The organism is Acidimicrobiales bacterium, assembly GCA_033344915.1.
In the GTDB taxonomy this organism is placed as follows: Bacteria; Actinomycetota; Acidimicrobiia; order Acidimicrobiales; family Aldehydirespiratoraceae; genus JAJRXC01.
Genome location: JAWPML010000001.1, coordinates 473745 through 498625 on the forward strand (window position 1 = coordinate 473745; position 24881 = coordinate 498625).

Annotated in this window: 22 protein-coding genes; 8 read left to right on the top strand and 14 right to left on the bottom strand. The window is 69.9% G+C overall.

Annotated elements, in window-relative coordinates; genetic code table 11:
• The first annotated feature begins 8 nt into the window (after positions 1-8).
• From R8F63_02270 to R8F63_02280, 3 genes are all read left to right on the top strand, one after another.
• Positions 9-1157 carry a hypothetical protein gene (locus R8F63_02270; protein ID MDW3217415.1) on the top strand — a complete coding sequence of 383 codons (1149 nt, stop codon included), beginning with the start codon at positions 9-11 and terminating at the stop codon, positions 1155-1157.
• Positions 1158-1193: 36 nt separating this feature from the next.
• Entirely contained in the window at positions 1194-3614 is a 2421-nt protein-coding gene (locus R8F63_02275; GenBank protein MDW3217416.1) for a DNA topoisomerase (ATP-hydrolyzing), read from the top strand.
• 79 nt (positions 3615-3693) lie between these two features.
• Positions 3694-6003 (top strand): DUF2157 domain-containing protein, encoded by a 2310-nt coding sequence (locus R8F63_02280; protein ID MDW3217417.1) that lies wholly within the window; start codon positions 3694-3696, stop codon positions 6001-6003.
• 1 nt (position 6004) lies between these two features.
• On the opposite strand, the gene R8F63_02285 is transcribed toward R8F63_02280, so the two are convergent.
• The gene (locus tag R8F63_02285) at positions 6005-7243 is read right to left on the bottom strand and encodes an aminotransferase class III-fold pyridoxal phosphate-dependent enzyme (GenBank protein MDW3217418.1); all 1239 of its coding nucleotides are present in this window, start codon (positions 7241-7243) and stop codon (positions 6005-6007) included.
• Positions 7240-7908: a GNAT family N-acetyltransferase gene (locus tag R8F63_02290; protein ID MDW3217419.1), complete on the bottom strand. Its 669-nt coding sequence runs from the start codon at positions 7906-7908 to the stop codon at positions 7240-7242. Before R8F63_02290 ends, R8F63_02285 begins: the two co-directional genes overlap by 4 nt.
• 26 nt (positions 7909-7934) lie before the next feature.
• Between R8F63_02290 and R8F63_02295 the strand changes: the two genes are divergently transcribed.
• Complete coding sequence (locus R8F63_02295; protein MDW3217420.1) at positions 7935-9311, top strand: FAD-binding oxidoreductase; 1377 nt, start codon at positions 7935-7937, stop codon at positions 9309-9311.
• 112 nt (positions 9312-9423) lie between these two features.
• Here R8F63_02295 and speB read toward each other — a convergent pair whose 3' ends face one another.
• From speB to R8F63_02335, 8 genes are all read right to left on the bottom strand, one after another.
• Complete coding sequence (gene speB / locus R8F63_02300; protein MDW3217421.1) at positions 9424-10392, bottom strand: agmatinase; 969 nt, start codon at positions 10390-10392, stop codon at positions 9424-9426.
• Between the two features lie 28 nt (positions 10393-10420).
• The gene (locus R8F63_02305; GenBank protein MDW3217422.1) at positions 10421-11524 is read right to left on the bottom strand and encodes a spermidine/putrescine ABC transporter substrate-binding protein; all 1104 of its coding nucleotides are present in this window, start codon (positions 11522-11524) and stop codon (positions 10421-10423) included.
• Positions 11525-11588: 64 nt separating this feature from the next.
• Complete coding sequence (locus R8F63_02310) at positions 11589-12431, bottom strand: ABC transporter permease (GenBank protein ID MDW3217423.1); 843 nt, start codon at positions 12429-12431, stop codon at positions 11589-11591.
• The gene (locus R8F63_02315) at positions 12428-13354 is read right to left on the bottom strand and encodes an ABC transporter permease (protein MDW3217424.1); all 927 of its coding nucleotides are present in this window, start codon (positions 13352-13354) and stop codon (positions 12428-12430) included. The genes R8F63_02310 and R8F63_02315 overlap by 4 nt, the downstream gene beginning before the upstream one ends.
• Positions 13355-13358: 4 nt before the next feature.
• On the bottom strand, positions 13359-14432 hold the full coding sequence (locus R8F63_02320; protein ID MDW3217425.1) for an ABC transporter ATP-binding protein: 1074 nt from the start codon (positions 14430-14432) through the stop codon (positions 13359-13361).
• Complete coding sequence (locus R8F63_02325; protein ID MDW3217426.1) at positions 14429-15523, bottom strand: C45 family peptidase; 1095 nt, start codon at positions 15521-15523, stop codon at positions 14429-14431. The genes R8F63_02320 and R8F63_02325 overlap by 4 nt, the downstream gene beginning before the upstream one ends.
• 53 nt (positions 15524-15576) lie before the next feature.
• Positions 15577-15741, bottom strand: coding sequence for a hypothetical protein (locus R8F63_02330; protein MDW3217427.1), 165 nt, complete (start codon positions 15739-15741; stop codon positions 15577-15579).
• Positions 15742-15885: 144 nt separating this feature from the next.
• Complete coding sequence (locus R8F63_02335) at positions 15886-16335, bottom strand: hypothetical protein (protein ID MDW3217428.1); 450 nt, start codon at positions 16333-16335, stop codon at positions 15886-15888.
• A gap of 139 nt (positions 16336-16474) precedes the next feature.
• Between R8F63_02335 and R8F63_02340 the strand changes: the two genes are divergently transcribed.
• Both R8F63_02340 and R8F63_02345 read left to right on the top strand, forming a co-directional pair.
• Positions 16475-17131 (top strand): peroxiredoxin, encoded by a 657-nt coding sequence (locus tag R8F63_02340; GenBank protein MDW3217429.1) that lies wholly within the window; start codon positions 16475-16477, stop codon positions 17129-17131.
• A gap of 79 nt (positions 17132-17210) precedes the next feature.
• On the top strand, positions 17211-19271 hold the full coding sequence (locus tag R8F63_02345; GenBank protein MDW3217430.1) for a DNA topoisomerase IV subunit B: 2061 nt from the start codon (positions 17211-17213) through the stop codon (positions 19269-19271).
• 7 nt (positions 19272-19278) lie between these two features.
• On the opposite strand, the gene R8F63_02350 is transcribed toward R8F63_02345, so the two are convergent.
• The gene (locus tag R8F63_02350; GenBank protein ID MDW3217431.1) at positions 19279-20673 is read right to left on the bottom strand and encodes a YhjD/YihY/BrkB family envelope integrity protein; all 1395 of its coding nucleotides are present in this window, start codon (positions 20671-20673) and stop codon (positions 19279-19281) included.
• Between the two features lie 55 nt (positions 20674-20728).
• On the opposite strand from R8F63_02350, the gene R8F63_02355 reads away from it, so the two are divergent.
• Positions 20729-21637, top strand: coding sequence for a PD-(D/E)XK nuclease family protein (locus tag R8F63_02355; GenBank protein MDW3217432.1), 909 nt, complete (start codon positions 20729-20731; stop codon positions 21635-21637).
• A 22-nt stretch (positions 21638-21659) separates the two neighbouring features.
• On the opposite strand, the gene R8F63_02360 is transcribed toward R8F63_02355, so the two are convergent.
• A complete protein-coding gene (locus tag R8F63_02360; GenBank protein MDW3217433.1) occupies positions 21660-21962 on the bottom strand; it encodes a hypothetical protein in 303 nt (100 codons plus the stop codon).
• Positions 21952-22821 carry a ParA family protein gene (locus R8F63_02365; GenBank protein ID MDW3217434.1) on the bottom strand — a complete coding sequence of 290 codons (870 nt, stop codon included), beginning with the start codon at positions 22819-22821 and terminating at the stop codon, positions 21952-21954. Before R8F63_02365 ends, R8F63_02360 begins: the two co-directional genes overlap by 11 nt.
• 160 nt (positions 22822-22981) lie before the next feature.
• On the opposite strand from R8F63_02365, the gene R8F63_02370 reads away from it, so the two are divergent.
• Positions 22982-24460 (top strand): MFS transporter, encoded by a 1479-nt coding sequence (locus tag R8F63_02370; GenBank protein ID MDW3217435.1) that lies wholly within the window; start codon positions 22982-22984, stop codon positions 24458-24460.
• A 22-nt stretch (positions 24461-24482) separates the two neighbouring features.
• Here the strand turns inward: R8F63_02370 and R8F63_02375 are convergent, their stop codons facing one another.
• Entirely contained in the window at positions 24483-24791 is a 309-nt protein-coding gene (locus tag R8F63_02375; protein ID MDW3217436.1) for a hypothetical protein, read from the bottom strand.
• Positions 24792-24881: the final 90 nt, after the last annotated feature.

The following is a 24881-nucleotide window of genomic DNA, read 5'->3' on the forward strand; positions in this document are numbered from 1 at the left end:
GGCGGCCCGTGACCGACCGCCCCGATTCCGATCCCGACCCGCTCGACGAGCTGGTGGCCGAGGTCCTTGCCCAGGCACCGGACGTCGCCCGGCTCGGCGCGGCCCAGGCCGAGGCCTGGGGGAGCGATGTGTTGGCGCTCGCGATCGAAACGCTCGGTGAGAGTGGCCCGCTCCTCGCGGCCCTGTCGGCGCAGGCACCGGAGGACGAGGACGCCGCTCTCGCCCTGGCCGCGGTGGCCGCCGTCGCTGTCCCGGACGTCCTCCGGGACGTGGCGGTGCCGGGGGATGGCGCCACCGCCGCGTTCGGCGGTGCGCTCGGCACCGCCCGCTGCGAGGGGGCATGGCTGCTTCGGTCGGGGGCTCAGCTCTCCGCCGCGTTCCGGTTCGTCGACGCGATCGATGAACGCCACGTCCTGACCGTCGACCTCGTGCCGGGTGAGGACGGCGAGATGGTCGGCGAGGTCGGCGTCGGGCCCGGCGACCTGCTCGACGCGCTGGAGGAGGAGGACGCCCAGATCGACGTCGACGAGCACGTCGGTGGTCCCGGAGGGCTCGCGCGGCGGGTGGCCGACGCGCTCGCGTCCACCGAGCGTCCCCGGTCGAGCGCGGTCGTCAACGGACACCTGCTCGCGGCTCGCCTGCGTTCCATGCTCGGCGAGGACGTCGCCGTGCCGGTCGCCGCGGCCGAGGACGTGCCGGCGGCCCCCACCCGCGACCCCGAGGACGACGCCTACGCCCGCTCCGTCCTCTTCCAGGCGCTGCCGGGGGTGACCGAGTCGGTGGACGCCGAGCCGATCGAAGTCGCGGAACTGGCGGAGCTCGTGGCGCCGTCCACGCTCGCGCCGCTGACGCCGGCCGAACGGGACGCGGTGGTGATCCTGGAGTGGGCGGACTGGCTCGGCGCCGTCATCGGGCTCGTGCGCGCCGGCCCCGGCACCGCCGTCGACGGGTCGGTGCTGGTCGACCTCGTGAACCGGTGTCCGGAGGTCACGAGCACGATCCCGAAGGCCGACCGCGCCCGCATCGAGTGGGCGTTCGCCGTCGTCGCCGAGACGTGGGAGCGGCTCGGCGTGACCGTCGATGGTGCGTTGACGGAGCGTGGCGCCACGATGCTCCCGGCGGCGCTCGCCCACGCCTGGCGCGACCGCCTGGGGTAACCCCGCCTGTCACTCGGCGCCGCTACGGTCGACGCCATGTCCCGACAGCTCGAATTCGAGCCCAATTACGCCCGCGAAGTGGTCAATGTGCCGGTCGCGGAGGAGATGAGCGAGTCGTTCCTCGCCTACTCGCTCTCGGTCATCACCTCCCGTGCCATCCCGGATGTGCGCGACGGCCTGAAGCCCGTGCAGCGGCGCATCCTGTGGTCGATGCTCCAGATGGGCGTGCGGCCCGACACGCCGTTTCGCAAGTCCGCCCGCATCGTGGGCGACACCATGGGCCGCTATCACCCCCACGGCGACGGCGCGATCTACGACACGCTCGTGCGCATGGGGCAGGACTTCTCCCGGATGGTCCCGTTCATCGACCCGCAGGGCAACTTCGGTTCGCTCGACGATCCGCCCGCCGCGGCCCGCTACACCGAGTGTCGGCTGTCCGAGGCCGCGATGGACATGGTCCGGGAGCTCGACGAGGACACGGTCGACTTCCGGCCGACCTACGACGGCGAGGGCGAGGAGCCGGTCGTGCTGCCGGCCGCGCTCCCCAGCATCATCGTCAACGGCACGAGCGGTATCGCCGTCGGCATGGCGACCAACATGGCGCCGCACAACCTGCGCGAGGTCGAGAAGGCGATCAAGCTCGTGATGACCCAGCGGCGGCCGAAGCCGACGGTGGACGAGCTCATGAAGGTGCTCCCCGCGCCGGACTTCCCGACCGGCGGCATCGTCGTGGACGAAGGACTGCGTGACGCCTACGAGACCGGGCGCGGCTCGTTTCGCATCCGGGCGAAGGCCCACGTCGAGCAGGTCACCCGCTCGCGCCAGGCGATCGTGGTCACCGAGCTGCCCTACCTCGTCGGCCCCGAGCGCGTCATCGGCAAGGTGCAGGAGCTCGCGAACTCGGGGAAGGTCGTCGGGATCTCCGGCATCGCGGATCTCAGCGACATGAACGGGTTGCGGATCCAGATCGACATCAAGCCGGCGGTCAACCCGCAGGCGGTCCTCCAGGAGCTCTACCGGTTGAGTCCGCTGGAGGAGACCTTCGGCGTCAACAATGTCGTGCTGGTCGACGGCGTGCCCACCACGCTCGGCATCTACGACCTGTGCCGGCACTACATCGACCATCGCCTCGAGGTGATCGTCCGCCGCACCGAGTACCGGCTGGCGAAAGCCCAGGATCGCCTCCACATCCTCGAGGGACTACTCATCGCACTCGACGCGATCGACGAGGTCGTGCAGATCATCCGCAGTTCGCAGGACGCCGCCGAGGCGCGCACCCGGCTCATCGAACGGTTCGACCTCAGCGAGGTCCAAGCCGCCCACATCCTCGACATGCCGCTGCGGCGGTTGACTGCGCTCGCCAAGCTCGAGCTCGAGGAGGAGGCGGCCGGGCTGCGGGCCGACATCGAGGGCTACAACGCCCTGCTGAAGTCGGAGGCCCGGCGGCGCACCCTGGTGCTGAAGGAGCTCGCCGATCTCGTGAAGAAGCACGGTGTCGATCGTCGTTCCGAGGTCATCTCCGCCGACGAGATCCCGGTGTTCGAGAAGCCGACGGAGATCGCCGACACGTTCGACCCCGACTCCGACGAGCCCTGCGTCGTGACGCTCTCGACGTCGGGAAACATCGGCCGGGCGGCACCGGACGGCGCGAAGCGGGCCACGGCCGGGCGCCACGACCTGCTGGTGGCGCAGGTCGTCACCTCCACCGGGTCACCGATCGCGGCGATCACCTCCGAAGGACGGGTGTTCATCGTCCGCGGCGGCGAGGTGGCCGAGGCCGACGGTCGCACCCGGGGCGGCCCGGCCGCCCAGTTGTTGGGCCTCAACAAGGGCGAAGAGGTGCTCGAGCTGGTCACATCCGGCGGTGACCCGATCACCATCGTGACGGCCCGGGGTGTGGCGAAGCGGGTCACGGCCGACGAGGTGATGGGCACGAAGAGCGGCAAGACGGTGATCTCCCTGAAGGCCAACGATCGCGTCGTCTCGGCCTTCGTCACGCCCGACGGCTGCGATGTCGCCGTCGTCGCCTCCGACGCCCAGGTGCTGCGCATGCCGGCCGACGCGATCTCGGTGCAGGGACGCGGGGCGGGCGGTGTGGCCGGCATGAAGTTGAAGGGCGACGCCGTGGTCGTCGGTGCCGGGGCGCTGATCGGCGACGGCGCGGCGATCATCGTGACCGACGAAGCCGGGCTGAAGGCCACGCCCTACGAGGAGCTCCCCTCGAAGGGCCGGGGTGGGCAGGGCGTCCGGCTGGCCAAGCTGTCCGACGGGGAGTCGGCCACCCTCGCCTGGTTCGGGGCGATGCCGGCCGACCTGCTCGCCCAGATGGCCGACGACGCCGATCCGAGGAAGATCGACCCGAATCCCGAGGCCCTCGATCCCGAGCCGTCCGGCCGTGATCTCGTGCCCGCCCGCACCGAACGCCAGATCAAGGTTCTGGCGCCCGGTCGCTGGTAGGCGTCTCGGGCGCACCCCCAGGCCGCGTTGGGGGGTTCCCCGGATGGTCGTGCCCCCGCTCCGGGCGCACGCTCGGGGTATGCAGATCAACCCACCCCCGTCGTCTTCATCCGCCGCGTCGGGCTGGCCGACGGTGCTGCGCCCGGCGCCCGTCCTGGCCGGTCTCGGAACGTTCCTACTCACCGCCGCGTCCATCAGCTTCGTGGCTGCCCGCTGGGACCGGTTCGGTCCGGGCGGACGATTCGCCGCTCTGCTCGGCTTCTCCGTGTTGGTGTTCGGCTGCGGCTTCGCCCTGCGCCGCGTGGCGCCGACGACCGCTCGCTCGTTGGACGTCCTGATTGCCGCGCTCGTGCCGGTGGACGTCGCCGCGCTGGCGGTCGTGGGTGGCGCGTCCTGGCCGGCGGTCCTGCTGGTCAGCGGGCCGGTCACACTCCTGGCCGCCGAGGTCCTCCGGTCGCGGGACCGGCGACTCGCCCCGGTCACGGCGCTCGGGACCGTGTCCGGCGGTGTCCTGCTTCTCGCCGGCGTCGCCGCCGGCTACGACATCGCCATGCCGCCGTTGGTCGCGGCACTCGGTCTGGTGGGGTGCGTCGTCGTTCCGTGGAGCCGGGAGCGCATCGCCGGCCCGATCTGGGCCGTCCTCGCGGGACTCGCTCCGGCCCTTCGCGTCCTCGACGACGTTGCGTTCACCGGCAGTGGCACGATGCGCCGACTCGGGCTGCTCGACGCCACCGCCTGGGAGGCGACGCTCCTCTCCGGGACGGTCGCGGCGACCGCATTGGTGATCGCCGCGGTGCGCAGGCGCAGCCTGCCGATCGGATTGCTGGGCAGTGCCGTGATGGTCACCACCGCCGCCGCGATGTGGGCCGAGCACCAGCCTCCCCGGTCACTGCTGATCGTCGCCGCTGCGATCGTGATCGCGCTGGCCGAGATCGCGCTCTCGGATCGCCGGGTCGCCGCGTTCCGACTGGACGACGCCGTCGCGGTGATCAGTGGCGCCGTGTCCGCGGGGGTCGCGGCGATGGCGATGTCCGTCGTTCTTCCCGAGGGAATCGTTCCCGGAATCGAGTGGGCGTATGCCGGTGGAACGCTGGCGTTCGCGTGGATCGTGCGAGACATCCGGACGGCCCGCCGTCCGGGCACGTCGTGGCTCGAGATGGTCGTGGCCGGCCCGCCGTCGGCCGTCACGAGTTGGGCGATCGCCGTGACGACCCTCGCCACCGTGACCCTCGCGACCTCGCCGACGTCCGCGGGGATCGTCGCGGTCTCCCTCGCCGTCGCCGCGGTCGGCTCCCGGCGCATGCATCGCCACGAGCTGGGATGGTCCCTCGCGGTCGCCGCCGGCGCGCTGGTTGCCGGCGCGACGCCCGTGATCGCCATCCTCGCGGTGGCGGTGGCGGTCGTCGTCATCGCCGTGGTGACCGTCGCCGCCGGCCGGCAGGACCGGCTGCTCGGTCGTCAGGTGGTCCTCGGGGCGTTGGTGCCGGTCGCGGTTGCCGGCGGGGCGGCGGCGGAAGCGTTGTCGCCGTTCGTGGCCGGCCTCGTGGTCGCCGGTGGTCTCTGGCTCCTCGCTCTGATCGTCGATGCGGAGGACCCGGCCATCGCCCACGTCGCTCGTGGGGCGGGTGTGGCCTCGCTCGTCGCCGTCACGCCCGATGATCCGGTCCTCGTGGCCTGGTCGCTGGCCGTCGTCTGCCTGCTCTTCGTCGCCCACCATGCCGCGAGCCGCCAACACTCGAGCGCCGTCATGGCGGCCGCATCTGCAGCGGTGGCGCTCGGACTGGTGACCACCGATCGACTCGAGACACGGCTCGTGGTGTTCTCGCTCGTCGTCGCGACAGGCGGTGTCGCGCTGACGGCCCTCGGCGTCGACCGGGTGCTCGTCTCGGACCGGGCCGCCCGCGCCGCGTTCGCGGGAACCGGCGGGTTCATCGTGTGGTGGGCCTCGCTGGTCGGTCTCGCCGCGGCCGGCGTCGTGAGCCCCGAGCCGTACGTCTACCCGGTGCTGATCGGCGTTGGCGTGGCGATCCGTGCCTCGCACCCCGGTACTCGACCCGAATCGGCACAGTGGTTCGCGGTCGGAGTTCCGGTTGCACTCGCCGGCGCGCTGGCGTTCGCGATGCGGGTGTCCACGGGGAACGCGCCGCATCTGTTGGTGTTCGGCGGCGTGGCCCTTGCCCTGACGATCGTGGGTGGATGGCGAGGACACCACCCGGCGCTGGTGCTCGGGGCCGGGGCGACGGTCGCCGTGGGCACGTATGCCGCCCTCGACACGGTCGTGGGCATCGAGAGCTGGAGCTGGTTGGTCATCAGCGGCGCGATCGCGCTGACGGTCGCGGCCCTGCTGGAGATCGTCGAGCCGGCCGAGGCTGCGGAGGCGAGCGGCTGAGTCAGCGGGCCGCGTCGGCCATCACGTCGACGATCCGATCGATGTCGGCGTCGTCGATGACGAGTGGGGGACACAGGGCGAGCCAGTCGTCGACCCCCCGCAGGATCACGCCGGCGTCGAACATGCGGTCCCGCACGGTGGTGGCGTCGCGGCCCGCCGGCAGCACCGCGGCGTAGACGGCGCCGACCCCGCGATAGCCGGCGAGTACGCCATCGCTCACGAGGGCGTCGAACCCGTGCCGGAACCGTTCGCCGATCGCCAGGGCGCGGGCGACCAGACCCTCACGCTCCATGATCTCGATGTTGGCGAGCGCGGCGGCCGAGGACGCGGGGTGACCGCTGTAGGTGTAGCCGTGCCGGAAGAGGAAGGCGGGATCGGCTTCGAGCACGTCGCAGACCGCCCGTGAACAGATCACGCCGCCGAACGGGAGATAGCCGCTCGTCACGCCCTTGGCGAAGGTGATCAGATCCGGGGTGACGTCGTAGGTCTGGCTCGCGAACCAGGATCCGGTGCGTCCGAACCCGCTGATCACCTCGTCGAACACGAGCAGTGCGCCATGGTCGTCGCACAGGCGACGAAGGCCCTCGAGATACCCGTCCGGCGGAGGGAACACGCCGCCTGCGCCCTGGACCGGTTCGGTGATGACGGCGGCGATCCGGTCGCCGTGCTCGGCGAAGAGTCGGGCGGCGGACTCGATGTCGTCGCCGTCCATCTGCTCGAAGCCGGACACCATCTCGCCCCAACCCTTGCGGTTGAGCGGGAGGCCCTGCGCGCTGGTGCCGCCGAAGTTGACCCCGTGGTAGGCGCGGTCGCGGCGGATGATGATCTGGCGGTCACTTCCCTCGTCGCCCTCGCTCCCCGGCGATCCGGCCCGGAGCTGGGCCACCAGCCGGCTGATCTTGAGCGCCGAGTCGACCGACTCGGAGCCCGAACTGCAGAGGAACACGCGTCCATCGGGGTGCGGCGACAGCGAGCGAATGCGGTCGGCGGCGGCCTCCGCCGGACCGTTCGTGAAGGGATCGAAGGTGCTGTAGGTGTCGAGCTGGCGCATCTGGGCGCTGATCGCGTCGATGATCTCTGTCCGCCCGTGGCCCACGTTGCAGTACCAGAGCGACGCCAGCGCATCGATGTAGTCGTTGCCCTCGTCGTCGTAGACGCGCACGCCCTCGGCCCGCACGAGCATGCGGAACTGTTCCTTCGCGGGCGGTGCGAAGGGGTGCAGGAGCGGGGGTGTGGTCATGGGGAAACCTCCGCGTCGGCGGATCGGTAGTCGGGGTTGTGCCAGACGATCATGGACGCCCAGTTGTCCACTGCGGGGTCGGTCAGGTAGTCGGCGAGCACGCCGATCGCCTCGAAACCCGCGGCGAGCTGGAAGGTGAGGGTCGGGTCGGTGAGCTCGCCGGCCTTCACCTTCTCGACATAGTCCGCCGCGGACATGTCGTGCTTGTGGTCGGCATAGCCGGGCAGCACGCCCCCCGCGATGATGCCGCGCAGGTTCAGATCGCGACACACCTGCTTGCGCAGCTCGTAGAGCCGAGCACCGATACCCCGGCGCCGGTAGTCGGGATGGACCGAGATGTCGGTGCCGTAGTACCACTCGCCATCGGGGTCGTCGCCGGATCCCTCACCGTGGGGAAACAGCTCCTCGAACGTGTGCTGGTAGTTGGCCAGATCGAAGTTCACCCGCACCCCGCAGCCCATCGCGACGGGCCGCTCCCCGTCGAGGACGACGAAGCTGCCCTCCGGGAAGTCGGTCGCCAACTCGCGGAGTTCGTCGGCGTCGTAGAGGTCCTCGGGGTCGGTCGACGGGAACGATGCGAGCTCGATCGCCTCGAGCTCTTCGGCCCAGCGGGGTTCGATCGGCACGAAGCGCAGCGTGTCCGGAGTGCGGTCAACGGTGCTCACACGGTGATCGTATGATCTGGTCCCTGATGGCGCCTGCATACTCCGATCTGTCGCTCTGGCTCGCGAACCCGGCGCTGGACCTCGCCCCGCGCGCCTCGCTCGACGGCGACACCGACGTCGACATCGCGATCGTCGGTGGCGGCTTCACCGGCCTGTGGACCGCCTACTACCTGACCGAACGGGACCCGTCCCTGCGGATCATGGTGATCGAGCGCGACATCTGCGGATTCGGCGCGTCGGGTCGCAACGGCGGGTGGATCGTCGGCGAACTCCCGGCCGGCGTTTCCACCTATGCCGCGCACGCCTCGCACGACGAGGCGATGCGGCAGGCCCGCACCCTCTTCGCCGCGGTGGACGAGGTCGGTCGGGTCGCCGAGGCCGAGGGCATCGCCTGCGGCTACGCGAAGGGCGGCGTGATCCGCTGGGCCCGCAACGCGCCGCAGGCAGCGCGCCAGAAGGCCGAGGTGGCCCACGACCATGAGCAGGGCTTCACCGAGGACGAGGTCCGCCTCCTGACCCCCGACGAGGCTCGCGCCTACGGCAATGCGTCCGACATCCGATCGGGCGTGTACTTCGCCGCGTGCGCGGCCCACGACCCGGCGCGGCTGGTGCGGGGGCTCGCCGCGGTGGTGGAGTCCCGCGGCGTCACGATCGTCGAGCAGACCGCGGCGTCGTCGGTCGTTCCCGGCCGCGTCGTGACCGATCACGGTACGGTCACCGCCACCAACGTGATCCGGGCGACCGAGGCCTACACCCGTGACCTCGCCGGCGAGAAGCGGACGCTGATCCCGATCTACTCGCTCATGATCGCCACCGAGCCACTCGACGCGGCGACCCTCGCGGCGGTCGGGCTCGCCGATCGACCGACCTTCGCGGACGATCGCTACATGGTCGTCTACGGCCAACGGACCGAGGACGACCGGATCGCCTTCGGCGGACGGGGCGTGCCCTACGCCTTCGGATCGGGAATCGACCCGAAGATCGAGAAGGACCGGACCGCCCACGACCTGATCCATCGCACGCTCGTCGAGATCCTGCCCGATCTGGCCGACGTGGCGATCACCCATCGGTGGGGCGGCGTGCTCGGTGCGCCCCGCAACTGGACGCCGTCGCTGTGGCTCGACCGCGCGACCGGCTTCGGCACCGCCGGCGGCTACGTCGGCGAGGGTGTCGCCGCCGCGAACCTGGCCGGGCGGACCATGGCGGACCTGATCACCGAGACCGACTCCGACCTCGTCTCGTTGCCGTGGGTCGGCATGCGCAGCCGCAAGTGGGAGCCCGAGCCGCTTCGTTGGCTCGGCGTGCGCGGCACCCGCATGGTGATGGACCGTGCCGACGCCCACGAGTACGCGTCCGACACCCCCTCTCGCGCCGGCCGCATCGCCCACGGCCTCCTCCGCTGACCCGCCAGGGCCTCAGCCCTACCCCCCCCGGCCAAGGGAATCTCTGGTCATGAAAGGGTCGAGATCGCGGGATCTCAAGGCCTCCGTTCGACCCTTTCATGACCAGAGATTCTTATCGAGGGGAGGCGGTGCGGCGCTGGTCGGCGAGGAGACAGAGCATGTCGTGGGCGATGGTGGCGGCCGCGAGGGCGGTGATCTCGGCATGGTCGTAGGCGGGCGCGACCTCGACGACGTCGAAGCCGACGAGGTTGCACTCGCCGAGGGACCGCAGGATCGCGAGCGCCTGGGCGGTCGACAGGCCGCCGACGACCGGCGTGCCGGTGCCCGGCGCGAAGGACGGGTCGAGGCAGTCGATGTCGAAGGTGACATACGCCTTGTGGTCGCCGATCACGGAGCGGATGTCGTGCACCACGGCAGCCGGCCCGTGCTCGTGGATCCAGGGCGCGGTGCGGACCGTGAACCCGTGGTCGTCGGGATTGACGGTGCGGATGCCGATCTGGATCGACCGGGCCGGATCGACGATGCCCTCGCGGGCGGCCCGCAGGAACATCGATCCGTGGTCGAGACGTTCGCCGTCGTCGGGCCAGGTGTCGCTGTGGGCGTCGAAGTGGATCAGGGCGAGCGGCCCGTGCACCTTCGCGTGCGCCTTGAGCAGGGGATAGGTGACGAAGTGGTCGCCGCCCAGCGTGAGCATCGTCGTGTCGGTCGCCAGGATCGCGTCGGCGTGGGCCTCGATCACCTCGACGGCGTGGTGCTGGTACCCGAAGTCGAACTGGCAGTCGCCGTAGTCGACGACCTCGAGATGATCGAAGGGGTCGAATCCCCAGGGAAACCCGTCGAGCTCCGCCACCATCGAACTGGCGGCGCGTACGGCACGGGGGCCGAGTCGCGCCCCGGCCCGATTGCTCGTCGCCGAGTCGAAGGGGATGCCCGAGACGGCGACGTCGACGCCGTCCAACTCCCGGGAGTAGCGCCGCCGCAGAAACGACAGCGCGCCGCCGTAGGGCATCTCGGGGAACTTCGGCTCCCCGGGACGGCCCCGGAAGGCGAAGTCGCCCTCCGGCGGCGTGCTGTCGCTCACGTTCCGATCGTCTCGACGCTCGCCCGGCTCAGCCCTTCGCCTCGATGAACGCGTCCGAGAAGTTGGTCTCGAAGTCGCCCGTGTCGGCGATGAACTCCAGGGTGCTGGTGTCCGTCGGGTACACGATCGGATCCGACAGCACGTCCGGATCGATGAACTCGACGGCAGCTGCGTTCGGGCTGGCGTAGTAGTTCCAGTTGGTCAGCGCCGCCCCATTCTCGGCATCCAGCAGGAAGTCGATGAAGGCGTGGGCCGTGCACGGATGCGGCGCGTCGGCCACGACGGACATGTTGTCGACCCAGCGGGTGCCGCCCTCCTCGGGAACGAAGTAGGCGTACTGGTCGGGATCGTCGGCCTCGTCGAACTGGACGATGAAGTTGCCGGAGTACCCGTGGGCCACCGCCGAGTTGCCGGCGACGAGCAACTCGTCGTACTGGTCGGAGTCGTACGCGGCCAGCGCACCGGTGGCCTCGGCGACCAGCGCCTTCGCCTCGTCGAGCTCGCTCTCGCTCGTGGTGTTGAGCGAGTAGCCCAGGTACTTCAGCGCCGCGCCCATGGTCTCGCGGGGATCGTTCAGCAGCGTGATGGCACCGTCGAGCCCGTACTGCTCGCGCAGCTCCGGGTCGAAGACGAGGCCCCACGTCTCGGGGACGTCCTCGCCGGTGACCGCGAGGTCCACCCCGAGACCCGTGGTACCCCACTGGTAGGGCACCGAGTACTCGCCGTCGGGATCGAACGGCAGGCCCGAGGCGAAGTCCGGATCGAGGTTGTCGATGTTCGACAGGGCATCGCGCTGGATCGGGGCGATGTCGCCGAGGTCGATCAGGATCGACACCATGTAGTCCGACGGCACGATGAGGTCGTAGCCACTGTTGCCGGCCGAGATGATCGGCTGCATCGCCTCGTTGGAGTCGTAGTTGTCCTCGTTGACGGACACGCCGTACTCGGCCTCGAACGCGGACTTCAGATCGGGGTCGATGTACTCGGCCCAGTTGTAGAGGTTGAGGTCGCCGTCGGTCTGACCGACCTCGCAGGTGGTCGAGGCGGAGTCGCTGTCGTCGCCGCACGCGCCGGCGAGCAGGGCGAAGGCGAGGAGTCCGGCGCAGAGCCGGATCAGGGTTCGCAGGGTCATGGAAGCTCCTTGGGATGCCCAGTCGACGGTGGGCGGCGGGTTTGCGCCAGAGCGTAGTGCCGAGTCAATCCGCCGTGCTGGAGCGCACCCGCTGGGCGAGGAGACTCAACAGCACGAGAACGATCGAGGCTCCGAGCATCACGACGGACACGGCGTTGATCACCGGTGTCACGCCCTTGCGGATCAGCGAGAACACGCGGACGGGCAGCGTCGTGGCGTTGGGGCCGGCGACGAACTGGGTGATGACGACGTCGTCGAGCGAGAGGGTCAGCGCGAGCAGGGCGCCACCCGCGATGCCCGGCGCGATCTGGGGCAGGGTGACATGGCGGAACGTGCGCCAGCGGGAGGCGTAGAGGTCCAGCGCCGCCTCCTCCAACTCGGTGCTCATCCCCGCGAGCCGGGCCCGCACGACCACGGAGACGAAGCTGATGTTGAACGCGATGTGGCTCAGCGTGATCGTGCCGAAACCCTTGCTGTAGGAGGTGCCGAACAGGTCGTTGGTGACGTCGATCGCCTCGCTGAAGAACAGCAGCATCATCACAGCCATCGTCACGTCGGGAATGATGATCGGGAGATAGAGCAGACCGTCGAAGAAGCCACGTCCCCGGAATCGGAAGCGCTCGAGCGCGAGGGCGGCGAGCGTGCCGAGGATGACGGAGACGACCGTGGACCAGAGGGCGACGCGGATCGAGACCCACAGAGAGTCGGTGAGCTGCTCGTCGGCCCAGAAGTCGCCGTACCAGTGCGTCGTGAAGCCGCCCCAGCGGCCGACGAGCCGGTCGTCGCTGAACGAGAAGATCGTGAGGATGACGATCGGCGCGTAGAAGAAGCCGTACACGAGCGCGGCGTTGACGGTGAGGCCGGCGCGGGTCAGGCCGCGGGGCTTGGCGGTGTCGCTGACGCTCACAGGTTCTTCCCGCCGGATCGGAAGTAGACGCGCGTCGCCAGGAGCATGACGCCGAGCAGGACGACGGAGAGCGCCGCGCCGAAGGGCCCGTTCCGGGCCGTCAGGAACTGCACGACGATGTAGCTGCCGAGCAGGACCTCCTTGTCGCCACCCAGGATCGCCGGGGTGACGTAGGCACCCATGCTCGGCACGAAGACCAGGATCGAGCCGGCGATGATGCCGGGCATCGACAGGGGGATGAGGACGCGGCGCAGCGTCTGCCACCCGGACGCGTAGAGATCGCGGCTTGCCTCCACGAGGCGGAGGTCGATGCGCTCGATGGACGCGTAGAGGGGGAGGATCATGAACGGCAGGAAGCCGTAGACCATGCCGATCACCACCGCCCGCTGGGTGAACAGCAGGTCGAACTGGCCGAGGCCGAGGGCGCTCGTGGTGTCGTCGAACACGCCGTCGTTCTCGAGGATCAGGCGCCACGCGTAGTTGCGGACCAGGAAGTTCGTCCAGAACGGGATCATCACGAACACGAGCATCAGGTTGCGGACGATCGGCTTGCGGGTGGCGAGGAAATAGGCGAACGGGTAGGCGACCAGCAGGCAGATGACGGTCGTGATCAGCGCCAGGAAGACCGACCGGTACAGGATCGTCCGCACGATCGGCTCGCCGAGCTTCTCGTACGAGTCGAGGTTCCAATCGCGCCACTCGGTGGTGCCACCGCGGCTGCGGGTCGCGAACGAATTGATCACCACGATGATGAAGGGGACGACGAAGAACAGCAGCAGGTAGGCGTAGGCCGGCACGGCCAGGAAGAACCCTCGCCAGGAGTCGGCTCGGGCGGCCGCCTTCTCGAACTCCGGCGTCACCGCCGGCGGTTCCGGGTCCGCCCCGGCCTCCGGCGCCGGCCCCGGATCGTCGACGAGGGTCACGCCCTCAGTCCTCCACCACGGAACCGGCGTCCGGTTCCCACGACACCGCGACCTCGCTCCCGATCTCCGGCAGTGCGGTGTCGGCCCGCTTCTCGATCCGCACGTCGAGGCGCATCCAGTCGAGCGCCACGGTGAGGATCACGGCATTGCCGAGATACGTCATCTGGTCGAGGCGTCCGCCGACGCTCGGCCTTCCGGCCGGTACTGCCTCCGGCGGGTGGATCTCCGCTCGTTCGGGCCGCAGGCTGATCGCCACGGTGGTACCGACGGCGGTCGCGCCGGTGTCCACCGGCACGCGCGTGCCGTTGGCGAGACACACGGTGCCCGCCGCCTCGACGGTGCCGTCGAGCAGGTTGGTCTGGCCGATGAAGTCGGCGACGAAGCGGTTGGCCGGCCGCTCGTAGATCTCCTCGGGCGACCCGACCTGGAGCAGCTTCCCCTCGTTCATCACGCCGATCCGGTCGCTCATCGTGAGCGCCTCCTCCTGATCGTGGGTGACGAACACGAAGGTGATCCCCACCTCGCGCTGCAGGGTCTTCAGCTCGCGTTGCATCTCCTGGCGCAGCTTCAGGTCGAGCGCCCCGAGGGGCTCGTCGAGCAGGAGCACCTTCGGGCTGTTGACGAGGGCCCGGGCCAGGGCGACCCGCTGCTGTTGGCCGCCCGAGAGCTGGTCGGGGCGCCGCTGTTCCATCCCGTCCATGTGGACGAGCCGGATCGCCTCCTCGGCCCGGTTCGCCGCCTCGGCCTTGGCGACCTTCTGCATCTTCAGGCCGAAGGCGACGTTCTGGAGCACGTTCATGTGCGGGAAGAGGGCGTAGCTCTGGAAGACCGTGTTGACCGGCCGTTTGTTGGGCGGAAGCGTGCCGACCTCGTCGCCGAAGATGCGCAGGCTGCCCTCGGTCGGGAACTCGAGGCCGGCAATCATCCGCAGTGTCGTCGTCTTGCCGCATCCGGACGGCCCGAGGAGGGCGAAGAACTCGCCGTCGGCGATGTCGAGACGGACGTCGTCGACCGCGACCACGTCGTCGAACCGTTTGGTGATGCCCCCGAGGGCGACGGCGGCGGCCGTGTCGTTCACGAAGCCACTCCGGCGAATGCCACCTTCTGGTAGTCGTTCTCGCGGGGCAGACCCCAGCAGGCCCAGAACTCCTTCGTGCGGGGCCGCATGATGGCCGCCCCACTCGACTCGATGTGGCTCGGCTCGGTGGAGATCTGGCACACCGCGCCGGCGGTGAGCGCCATGAGGTCGTCCGCCGTGATGCCGTCGCGGTCGAGCTCGGCCGTGGCGGTCTCGAGCCGGAAGCGCGAACTGGCCTGGAGAGCGTCCGCCCGCAGCCCCTCGACCGCCTGTGTCTCCGGAGTGGTCGTGTGGTTCGTGTGGGAGAGCGCGGCGTCGGCGAGGGGCGTGACGGGGCGCGCCGTCGGCATCGCCTCGATGTTGTATCCCTCGCCCGCGGCGTCGAACACCATGAAGTTGTGGCCGCCGGCGAGATCGGCGCCGAGGATCACGTCACGCGCCGCGCCGGCGCTTTCCTGATGGAGGGCTTCGCGCACGACGGACGGCCAGGTGACGCCGATGCCCCCGTCGGCCGCCGTGAGGTTGTTGATGCCGACGCAGACGCCGAGTTCGTTCATCCCGATCTGACCGAGGCATCCCGTGGTGGTGAAGACGAGGGCCGCCGGTGCGTCGTCGGGCCGGGTGCGCAGCAGCACGACATAGTCGGTCGCCGAATCGTGCATGTCCCAGGTCTGGCCGAAGAACCCGGCGCCGTCGGCGCGATGGTCGGGCACGATGAACGAGGTGCAGTCGTCCTCCGCGACCTCGGGTGGATGTGGCCCGCCGAGGTTGGCTCGGACCGTGTCGACGAAGTCGGTGAAGCCGCCGACGACGATCGCCTCCGCGGGGGTGATGCCGGCCCCGTCGGCCATGGCGAGCATCTCCTCGTGGAGCCGCGGGGAGAACGCGGCATGGGCGGGCAGGCACTGCTCGGCGAGGTCGAGCACCGTGGCGCGATCGACGGGGCCGCCGCTCCATGAGCCCGCGGCGACGAGGCGGACCCGTTCGTCGGTGTAGGCCCTGATCTCGTCGGCGTGGCGAGTGCCGTGGGTGTGGCCCATCGCGGCCGGTGAACCGGCCACGTCGAGCACGCGAATCGGCGGACGTTGCACCCTCGTTCTCCCCTCGAGCGCAGGCGGATGCCGCACTTTAGCCCCGAGCCGGTTCAGCTGAAGGTGGGGATCGCCTCGATGATCTGCTGCTGCTCGTCGGCCCCGAATCCGTAGAAGAGTTCGGTGCCGGTGGTGAGGTCCGGCGACATGACCTTCATCTGGCTGTTCACGCGGACGCCGAAGGTCTGCCACGTCACGAACGACGGGTCCCACAGCATCTCGGGCGTCTCGACGCCGGTGTCGGCCAGGAAGTCGAGGGCGTACTCGAAGTCGTCCTGGGCGCCGACGCCGAGGACCTGGATCTCACCTTCGTGCTCTCGAGCGAACTGCTCGATGGCGGGGCCCTCACGCCGGCACGTGGGTCAATGGGGCGCCCAGAACCAGAGCAGCACGGGACGGTCGCCGGTCACCGCGTCCGCGATCGTGGTCGGTTCACCGGTCTTGACGTCGAGGACCTCGAGGGTGCGGACGTCGTCGCTCGGCTCGAGATCGTCGATGTTCGTCTCGGCGGCGGCCGCGGCGTCGACCGGTGCGGTGGCGTCGCCCTCATCGGCAGGATCGGTCCCGTCCTCGACGGCCGGATCGGTCCCGTCCTCGACGGCCGGATCGGTCCCGGTCTCGGTATCGGTCTCGGTGGGTTCGGGTCCGTCGACGTCGGTGTCATCCGATCCGGCGTTCACGCTTCCCGTGCTCGTTCCGGTGCCCGTGTCCGCCTCGGGGGCGGTGGTCGTCGCGGGGTCGGAGCCGCATGCCGACGCCGTCAACACCAGCGCGATGACGACGGCGAGCAGCCCTGCGGGGGACGAGGGCATCGGTGACCACGGTAGCGAACGCCGTTCGCCCCGGTGCGCCGACCGGTCGTCAACTGTCGCCACCCGGGCAATCCGGCCGAATGACGATCGCGTGCCCCCGGACTGGAATGGCCGGTGGCTTACTGCGTTGAATGGGGACATGGCACTACGTATCAACGACATCGCTCCTGACTTCAAAGCAACAACGACGGAGGGCACCATCGAGTTCCACGATTGGATCGGCGATGGCTGGGCCCTGCTGTTCTCCCACCCGAAGGACTTCACGCCGGTGTGCACCACCGAGCTGGGCACCGTCGCCGGCATGAAGGACGACTTCGCGGCTCGGAACTGCAAGCTCATCGGCATCAGCGTCGACGGGGTGGACGACCACGAGGGCTGGGCGGCCGACATCCAGACGGCCACCGGCCACGCGCTCAACTACCCGCTGATCGGCGATCCGAACCTCGAGATCGTGAAGGCCTACGACATGCTTCCCGCGGATGCGGGCGAGACCTCCGAAGGTCGCAGCGCGGGCGACAACGCGACCGCCCGCACCGTGTTCATCATCGGTCCCGACAAGCGCATCAAGGCGCAGCTCACCTACCCGATGACGACGGGCCGCAACTTCGACGAGATCCTCCGGATGCTCGATTCGATCCAACTGACGGCGCAGGAGCAGGTCGCCACGCCGGCGAACTGGAAGGACGGCGACGACGTCATCGTCGTGCCCTCCGTCTCGGACGACGACGCCCGGGCCAAGCACGGCGAGTTCCGTGCCCCGGTGCCCTACCTGCGCTACGTCCCCGACCCCCGCTGAGTCCCGGCCGAGGTGAAGCGGGGTCAGACCCCGCTTCACCTGGCACCGCGGCGTCACACGGTGGCGCTACGGTCGCTCCGTGGCCACCAAGAAGACCAGCGCCAAGTCCAGCGGCTACGACGCCGACGCGATCCAGACCCTCGAGGGTCTCGAAGCCGTGCGCAAACGGCCGGGCATGTACATCGGGGGCACCGGGTCCGAGGGCCTGATGCATCTCGTGTGGGAGCTGATCGACAACGCGGTCGACGAGGCCGCCGCCGGGTTCGCCGACAAGGTCGACGTCACCCTCCACCGCGACAAGTCGATCGAGGTGGCCGACAACGGCCGCGGCATCCCGATCGACAAGCACCAGAAACGCAAGGTCAGCGCCCTCGAGGTGGTGTTCACCGAGCTCCACGCCGGCGGCAAGTTCGGAGGCGGTGCCTACTCGTCCTCGGGCGGACTCCACGGCGTGGGCGCGTCGGTCGTGAACGCGCTCGCGTCGAAGCTCGTCGCCGAGGTCGACCGCGACGGCGCCACCCACCTGTTGGCGTTCAACGAGCGGGTCGCCGGCCAGTTCACGGGGACGACGTTCAAGGCAGGCCACACCCTCGCCAAGATCAAGAAGATCTCGAAGAACAAGACCGGCACCCGGGTGCGGTTCTGGCCGGACTTCGACATCTTCGATCCGGAGGCCACGATCGACGTCGAGGAGATCTGCCGCCGCGCCACCCAGGCCTGCTTCCTCGTGCCGGGGATGAAGGTCAGCGTCACCGACAAGCGCACCGGGGGACGCACGGAGCCGTTCACGTTCGTGTCGCGCGGCGGACTGGCCGACCTCGTCGACCATCTGGCGATCGGTGAGAACGTCAGCCAGGTCATCACCTGCAACGGCATCGACACGTTCACCGAGAAGGTGCCGGTGAACGGCAAGATGACCGATGTCGAGCGGGAGTGCACCGTCGACGTCGCCATGCGGTGGGTGAAGGGCTACGACACGGACGTCGTCACCTTCGTCAACACGATCCCCACCAGCCAGGGCGGCACCCATCGCGCCGGCTTCGACAAGGCGCTCACCCGTGTGATCAACAATGTCGTCCTGAAGGACAACCGCAAGCTGGCCAAGCTGGCGAAGCAGGACAAGCACAAGGCGACCAAGGACGACGTGCAGGAGGGCCTGGTCGCCGCGATCAAGGTCACCTTCCCGGAGCCCCAGTTCCGCGGTCAGACCAAACAGGAGCTCGGCACCCCGGCGATCGAAGGCATCGTGTCGCGCCTCGTCTACGAGCAGCTCAAGGAGTGGTTCGAGCCCGGCGGCGGGCCCCGGAGCCATGTGAAGGCGATCGCCGACAAGCTGGCGGCCGCGATCCAGAACCGCGTCGACTCCAAGACCCTCCTGGAGAACAAGCGCAAGGCCGCCTCCCTCGGCTCCACCGGCATGCCGGAGAAGCTGGCGGACTGTCGGGTCCACGGGCCCGATGCCGAGCTGATCCTGGTCGAGGGCGATTCGGCGGCCGGACCGGCCAAACGGGGTCGGGACTCCGAGACGATGGCGATCCTCCCGCTGCGCGGCAAGGTCGTGAACGCGGCCAAGGCGAGCCAGAAGCAGGTGCTCGACAACGCCGAGGCCCAGGCCCTGTTCACGGCGATGGGCGCCGGCGCGGGCACGGAGTTCAACCTGGACGACGCCCGCTACGGGCGGATCGTGATCCTGTGCGACGCGGATGTCGACGGGAGCCACATCCGCTGTCTCCTGCTCACCCTGATCCACCAGTACATGCTGCCGATGCTCGAGGCCGGCAACGTCTTCGCCGCCCAGCCGCCCCTGTTCACCACGAAGGTCGGCGACGAGACCTACCGCGTCTACTCCGACGAGGAGAAGGAGGCGGTCACCGACGAGCTCTGCAAGGGGAAGCGCAAGCGCGAGAACGTGAAGTGGCAACGCTTCAAGGGGCTCGGTGAGATGAACGTGGACGAGCTGCGCCACTGCGCCCTCGACCCGCAGACCCGTACGCTGCGGCGGCTCACGATGGACGACGCCGAGGAGGCGAAGGACGCGGCGCGGATGGTCGATGTGCTGATGGGCAACGACGTCAGCGTGCGCCGCGACTTCCTGGTGAAGAACTCCGCCCTCGTCGACTCCTCGATGCTGGACATCTGAGGTCTGGTCACTCCTGTGGCGCCGCCCGATCGGGTCGGAGCCGGGTGATCAGATTGGCGACGCCCTGTTTGACGCGAGCGCTCGCCGAACGGTCCCCGGGCCGAAAGCCCAGCTGTTCCACCAGCGCCGCGGTGTCGAACAGCTCCTCGACGTCGACGATGAACCCGTCGTCGAGCCGCAGGAACGCCACCGAGGTGAGGTCCAGCTCACGGCCGTTCGGCTCGACGCCGCGCCAGGCGGTGCCGGTGAACGTGCCGACGAGGCGGTGCCGGACGGTCGCGGTGTCCCCGGTCGCCGTGATGTCCTCGACGACGACGGACAGATCCGGGAAGGCGGCGAGCAGGTCGTCGAGGTGCCGGCGGAGTTCGTCCGGCACCGCGAGGCGCCCGAAGAGCGGGTGGTGATGGACGCCGCGACGGTGCCAGCCGGCGAGGATCGCCTCGACATCGTGCTCGCCGAGGGCCGTGATCCAACGATCGGCCGCGGCGTGGGCATCGCCCGCGGCGGCCTCCGGCAGCTCGAGGCCGGTTCGGGCCCGCCACTCGCGGTCGGCCAGCTCCGCGTCGAGTTCGGCGCCGACGATCACCGACAGGGCGGACAACTGGAACCACACGAGCAGCACGATGATCGTGGCGAGCGGTCCGTAGGTCTCGCCGTAGCTCCCGAGGTTGGCGGTGTAATAGCTGAACAGGGCGGAGAGCGAGACGAACAGCCCCGTTGCCAACAGGCCACCGGCCGTGAAGAGCCGGGGGGACAGGGGGCGATCGTTGCCGCCGTGGTCCGGGCCGAGGCGGTAGAGCAGCGACAGGGTCGCGGCCATCACGAGGGCGAGGATCGGATAGCGGCCGATGTTCAACGCCCAGCGCAGCCCGTCGCCGGCATCTCGCAGGACGGTCGGTAGCGCGGCCATGAGGAACACGACGACGCCGAGCACGGCGATCGCCCCGATCGTGAGCAGCAGGGAGACGCCCCGGAGGGTCCACGGCTTGCGGGTCTCTTCGATCTCGTAGGCGACGTTCAGCGCCTTGACGAGGTTGGCGGTCGCCCCCGACGCGCTGAACAGGGCGAACAGGAGACCGATGCCGACGCTCGCGCCGAGCGCGCCCGAGCTTCCGGCGGCGATCTCGCTCATCTGGTCGACGAGGAACGTGCGGGTGGTCTCCGGCGCACCGGAGAGCGATTCGGAGATCTGGCGGGTGACCTCGTCCGGATCGGCGACGAGTCCGTAGACACCGATCAGGGCGGTGAGGGCGGGAATCAGGGCCAGGAAGGCGAAGAAGGCGACCGCGGCGGCGAAGATCGGCGCATGGTGGTCGCTGATGCGCTGCTTCAGGGCGAGCGCGACCGACGTGATGGTCGCGAACGTCGATGACGTGGGGGAGGAATCGGGGGTGGGGGACATGGGGTCGCGTGAGCGTACGCGGCGAGTGTCATACCCGCCTGGTAGAACTACAAACATGGAACTTGACCCCGATGCCATCGGCCTGGCGGATCCCGTCGATCCGGCATCGCTCGATCTCGAGGGCGAGATCCGCGAGGTCGGCGTGCCCACACCGCCGCCCCGCCTCTCGCCGTCCGGCGCGAGCACCTTCGAGCAGTGCCCTCGGCGCTGGCGGCACCGCTATGTCGATCGGCTCCCCGACCCTCCGGGGGAAGCCGCCCTGGCCGGCAGCTTCGCCCATCGGGTGCTGGAGCTCCTGATGCAGCGCGCCCCCGAGGAGCGGACCCCCGACGAGGCGAAGACGATCGCCCGCCAGGAATGGCCCGAGACCGAAGCTCAGCCCGACTACGCGGCGCTCGACTACGACGACGAGAAGGGCCGCCACTTCCGCTGGAAGGCGTGGCAGGCGATCGAGGGCCTGTGGAAGCTGGAGGATCCGGCGACGGTCGACGTGGCCGCGACCGAGCAGGACATCGAGGCGGTGATCGGTGGCGTCCCGTTCCGCGGCATCGTCGACCGGCTCGAACGCGAAGGCGACGGCCTGGTCGTCACCGACTACAAGTCTGGCAAGGCGCCCTCACCGCGTTATCGACGCGGCCGGCTCGATCAGGTGCTGCTCTACGCGGCGGCCGTCGAGGCCGACACCGGCGAGATGCCGGTGCGGGCCCGCCTGCTCTACCTCGGCCAGCGTCCCGTGGGCATCGATGTCACCCGCAAGGAGCTGGACGACGTCACCGAGAAGCTCGCGGCCACCTGGGCGGGCATCAACACCGCCTGTGAGACCGATGAGTTCGAACCCCGCACGGGGCCACTGTGCGGCTGGTGTCCCTACATCGACCGGTGCCCCGAGGGCGCCAAAGAGGCCGAGAAGCGCGACCGCCGCCGCGCCGCCCAGGACGCGGCGATGCTCGAAGCGGCAGGCTGATCGAGGCCGCCGGGGCGGGCCGTCAGAACTCGTCGACGGCGGTGTCCGGTGCGTCAGAACGGCGATGACGACGCCACAGGTGACGCAGCGTCAGCAGGGCGATCAGGCCGCCGATGGCACCGGCCACACCGGTGCTGATGAGGAGCTTGTCCGAGGGCGGGTCGGCCGGTTCGGGCGTGACCGCGACACTCGGCGGTGGATCGTCGGCGACCTCGGGCTCGGGACGCCCGACCGAGCGGGCCGAGCCGAGGATCGCGTCGACCGGGGCCGGATCCTCCACGGCCGGGCGGGGGCGGCGCCGGTTCGCCTGCGGGTCATACGCCATGGACGGCCTCCACGGCGTCGTCATCGCTGACCGGCACGGTCGGCGTCACGGCGGTGACCGGCTCGGCGTCCAGCTCGATGACCGGGGCGAGGGACGGGAGCACGAGATCGAAGAGGTGGTCGAATTCGGCTGCCGCCTCCTGCGCTCCGGGCCGGGTGCCCAGCGCGTGGATCGGCAACGAACCGGCCGACGCCTCGGGGACCGCGGCGCGCTGGTGGATGGGCGGGAGCACGATGTCGCCATGGTCGGCGCGGAGCTGCTCGTCCCAGTAGCGGGCGTCGCGGGTGCGACCGAGGCGGTTCACCGCGACGCCGGCGACGGTCAGCGGCGAAGTGCGACGGCTGGCGATTCGCTGCACGGTGCGGAGGATCTGGCCGACGCCGTCGGATGCCCAGGCGCCCGGCTCGGTCACGATCAGCGCCCGGTCGGCGGCGAAGAGCCCGTTCACCGTGAGCAGGCCGAGCGACGGAGGACAGTCGATGATCACGAGCTCGTGGTCGACCCCCTCGAGGGCGACGGCGAGTCGGTCGTTGGCCCCGATGGGGTCGGTGAGAAGCTGCGGCTCCCGGGCCGCGAGCGCGGCTGTGGCGGGGACGACGGAGGGCGGACGGCCTCCGTCCTCGGGCCATCCGGAGGCCACGCGCAGGCCCGCGATGGCACCCGGCCGTTCCTCGGCCAGCGCCTGATCGACACTGAACGGCGGATCCCAGACGCCGAGCCCGGTCGACGCATTGCCCTGCGGGTCGAGATCGATCACGAGTGCGTCGAGACCGCGCGACCAGGCGGTTGCCGCGAGGCCCAGGGCAACGGTGGTCTTGCCGACGCCACCCTTCTGATTGACGACCGCGAGAACTGGCACGCCGACAACGTAGCGAACAGGCGGCCATCCCGGCCATGCGACCGCGGATGCGACACGGTTTCGACGCGCCGGGGCCCGCCGGAGGACGCGTCGCGGCGTGCGATGTGGTGCACTCGTCGCGTGACCCTGCTTCGCCAGCCCTCGACCTGATCGCGCCACCGTGAACAATCGCGTACTCGCCGGGCTGATCCTGGCCATGGCGCTTCCGGCACTGGACCTGATGGCGCTCGGCGCGGCGGCGCCCGAGGTGGCCGGTGACCTCGGACAGCTCGACCAGGTCGCCTGGCTCTTCGTCGGCTACCAGCTCGCGCTGGTCGTCACCGTGCCCCTCTACGGCAAGCTCGGAGATCTGCGCGGTCGCCGCGTCGTCTTCCTGTTCTCGGTCTCGGTCTTCACGGCGTCGTCGCTGGTGGCCGGCCTGGCGTGGTCGTTCCCGGTGCTCGTCGTCGCCCGCATCGCACAAGGGGTGGGGGGTGGCGGGATCATCAGCCAGACCCACGCCGTCATCGCCGACCTCGTCCCGCCCCGCGAGCGGGGCCGCTACTCGTGGGTGACGCCGACCGTCTGGACGATCGCCTCGTTCCTCGGCCCGGTCTTCGGTGGTGCCCTCGCCGAGCATGTCGACTGGCGGTGGATCTTCCTGCTGAACCTGCCGTTCGGCGCCCTGTCGATCTGGTTCGTGCGCGGCGCGTTCCCCGCCCGCGTCAACCGGGAGCGACGTTCGTTCGACGTTGCGGGCGCCGTGATGCTCGTCGTCAGCTATGGCGGGCTCGTCTTCGCCCTGTCGGTCGGTGGCGACCTGTTCGCCTGGTCGCATCCGGCGATCGTGGCCACCGCGCTCGTTGGTCTCGTCGCGCTGGTCGCGTTCGTCCTGCAGCAGTTCCGCTCGGCCGACCCGGTCATGCCGCTGCGTCTCGTTCGCGTACCGGTCGTCCGGGCCACCGCCGCGACGACGTTCCTGATCGGGCTCGTCAGCTTCTTCGCTCTCGCGTTCCTCCCGCTGATGCTCCAGGTGGTGAACGGCGTCGGCGCGACCGAAGCGGGCCTGGCGATCCTCCCGACGACGGCGGGGATCGCCGTCTCCAGCACGATCACGGGCCGCATCGTCGTACGGACCGGGTTGTATCGCCCGTGGCCGATCCTCGGCTCGGCCGCCTTCGCGAGTGGGTACTGGGTGCTCTCGTCGATCGGCTCGAGCCCGACCATGTGGGTCGTGTGGTGCGGCACCGGCCTCCTGGGCATCGGCATGGGTATGGGATCACCCGTGTTCATGTTGGCGATGCAGAACGCCGTGCCGCACCGCGATGTCGGCGTCGTGTCCGCAATGGCGATGTTCGCCAGGAACACGGGTCAGGTCTTCGGGATCGCCGCGGCGGGCACGTTCTTCGTCTCGCGGCTCGGTCACCATCTCGATCGGCTGGTCACGCCGGCCCAGCTCGGCGGGGTCGGCGTCGACGAGGTGCGCGGCGACGTGGACGTGATCCGCGAGCTCCCGGCGGCGGTCGAGCCGCTCGTCGCCGATGCGTATCGACTGGCCGTCACGGACGTCTTCACCGTCGGCATCTGGGGCGGCGTGCTGGCGCTGTTGGCGGCGCTGGCGATCCCACAGTTGCCCCTGCGCGAGACGATCGACGACTGACCGCCGCTCGGTGAAGTGACGGTCAGGCGGCGAGTGATCGGGTGGCGACCCGCACGATGTCGTCGAGCGCGTCGACGAGTTCGGGATGGTCCGCGAACAGGGAGTCCACACCGATGCCGCTCCAGGGCACACAGAGTTCCTCCGGCGGCAACCCGGCGCGGACCCAGGCCGTGGCCAGGCGACGGATCGCACTGTCCACCCGCGGATCGGCGGCGGTCACCGACCGGCTGGCCATCTGTTCGAGGTCCCAGTCGGCGTCGTCCACGAGGGGGCTGCGCACGAGGTTCAGGCGATAGCGCAGGGCCTCGGCTGCGATCCTCGTGTGGTTCACCGTGGGTGCCCTCCCCGCGTCCCCTGTGGATAACTCGAGCACAAATGTAGAAAGCGGCGCGCGCCCAGCGGTGGATCCCCCCGCGGAGCG

Bases quoted from the DNA above. Each gene is read 5' to 3' on its own strand.
- R8F63_02280 (MDW3217417.1), top strand. From the start codon at position 3,694: ATGCAGATCAACCCACCCCCGTCGTCTTCATCCGCCGCGTCGGGCTGG.
- R8F63_02340 (MDW3217429.1), top strand. From the start codon at position 16,475: ATGGCACTACGTATCAACGACATCGCTCCTGACTTCAAAGCAACAACG.
- R8F63_02275 (MDW3217416.1), top strand. From the start codon at position 1,194: ATGTCCCGACAGCTCGAATTCGAGCCCAATTACGCCCGCGAAGTGGTC.
- R8F63_02330 (MDW3217427.1), bottom strand. From the start codon at position 15,741: ATGCTGTGGGACCCGTCGTTCGTGACGTGGCAGACCTTCGGCGTCCGC.
- R8F63_02350 (MDW3217431.1), bottom strand. From the start codon at position 20,673: ATGTCCCCCACCCCCGATTCCTCCCCCACGTCATCGACGTTCGCGACC.
- R8F63_02335 (MDW3217428.1), bottom strand. From the start codon at position 16,335: ATGCCCTCGTCCCCCGCAGGGCTGCTCGCCGTCGTCATCGCGCTGGTG.
- R8F63_02355 (MDW3217432.1), top strand. From the start codon at position 20,729: ATGGAACTTGACCCCGATGCCATCGGCCTGGCGGATCCCGTCGATCCG.
- R8F63_02360 (MDW3217433.1), bottom strand. From the start codon at position 21,962: ATGGCGTATGACCCGCAGGCGAACCGGCGCCGCCCCCGCCCGGCCGTG.
- R8F63_02295 (MDW3217420.1), top strand. From the start codon at position 7,935: ATGGCGCCTGCATACTCCGATCTGTCGCTCTGGCTCGCGAACCCGGCG.
- R8F63_02285 (MDW3217418.1), bottom strand. From the start codon at position 7,243: ATGACCACACCCCCGCTCCTGCACCCCTTCGCACCGCCCGCGAAGGAA.
- R8F63_02305 (MDW3217422.1), bottom strand. From the start codon at position 11,524: ATGACCCTGCGAACCCTGATCCGGCTCTGCGCCGGACTCCTCGCCTTC.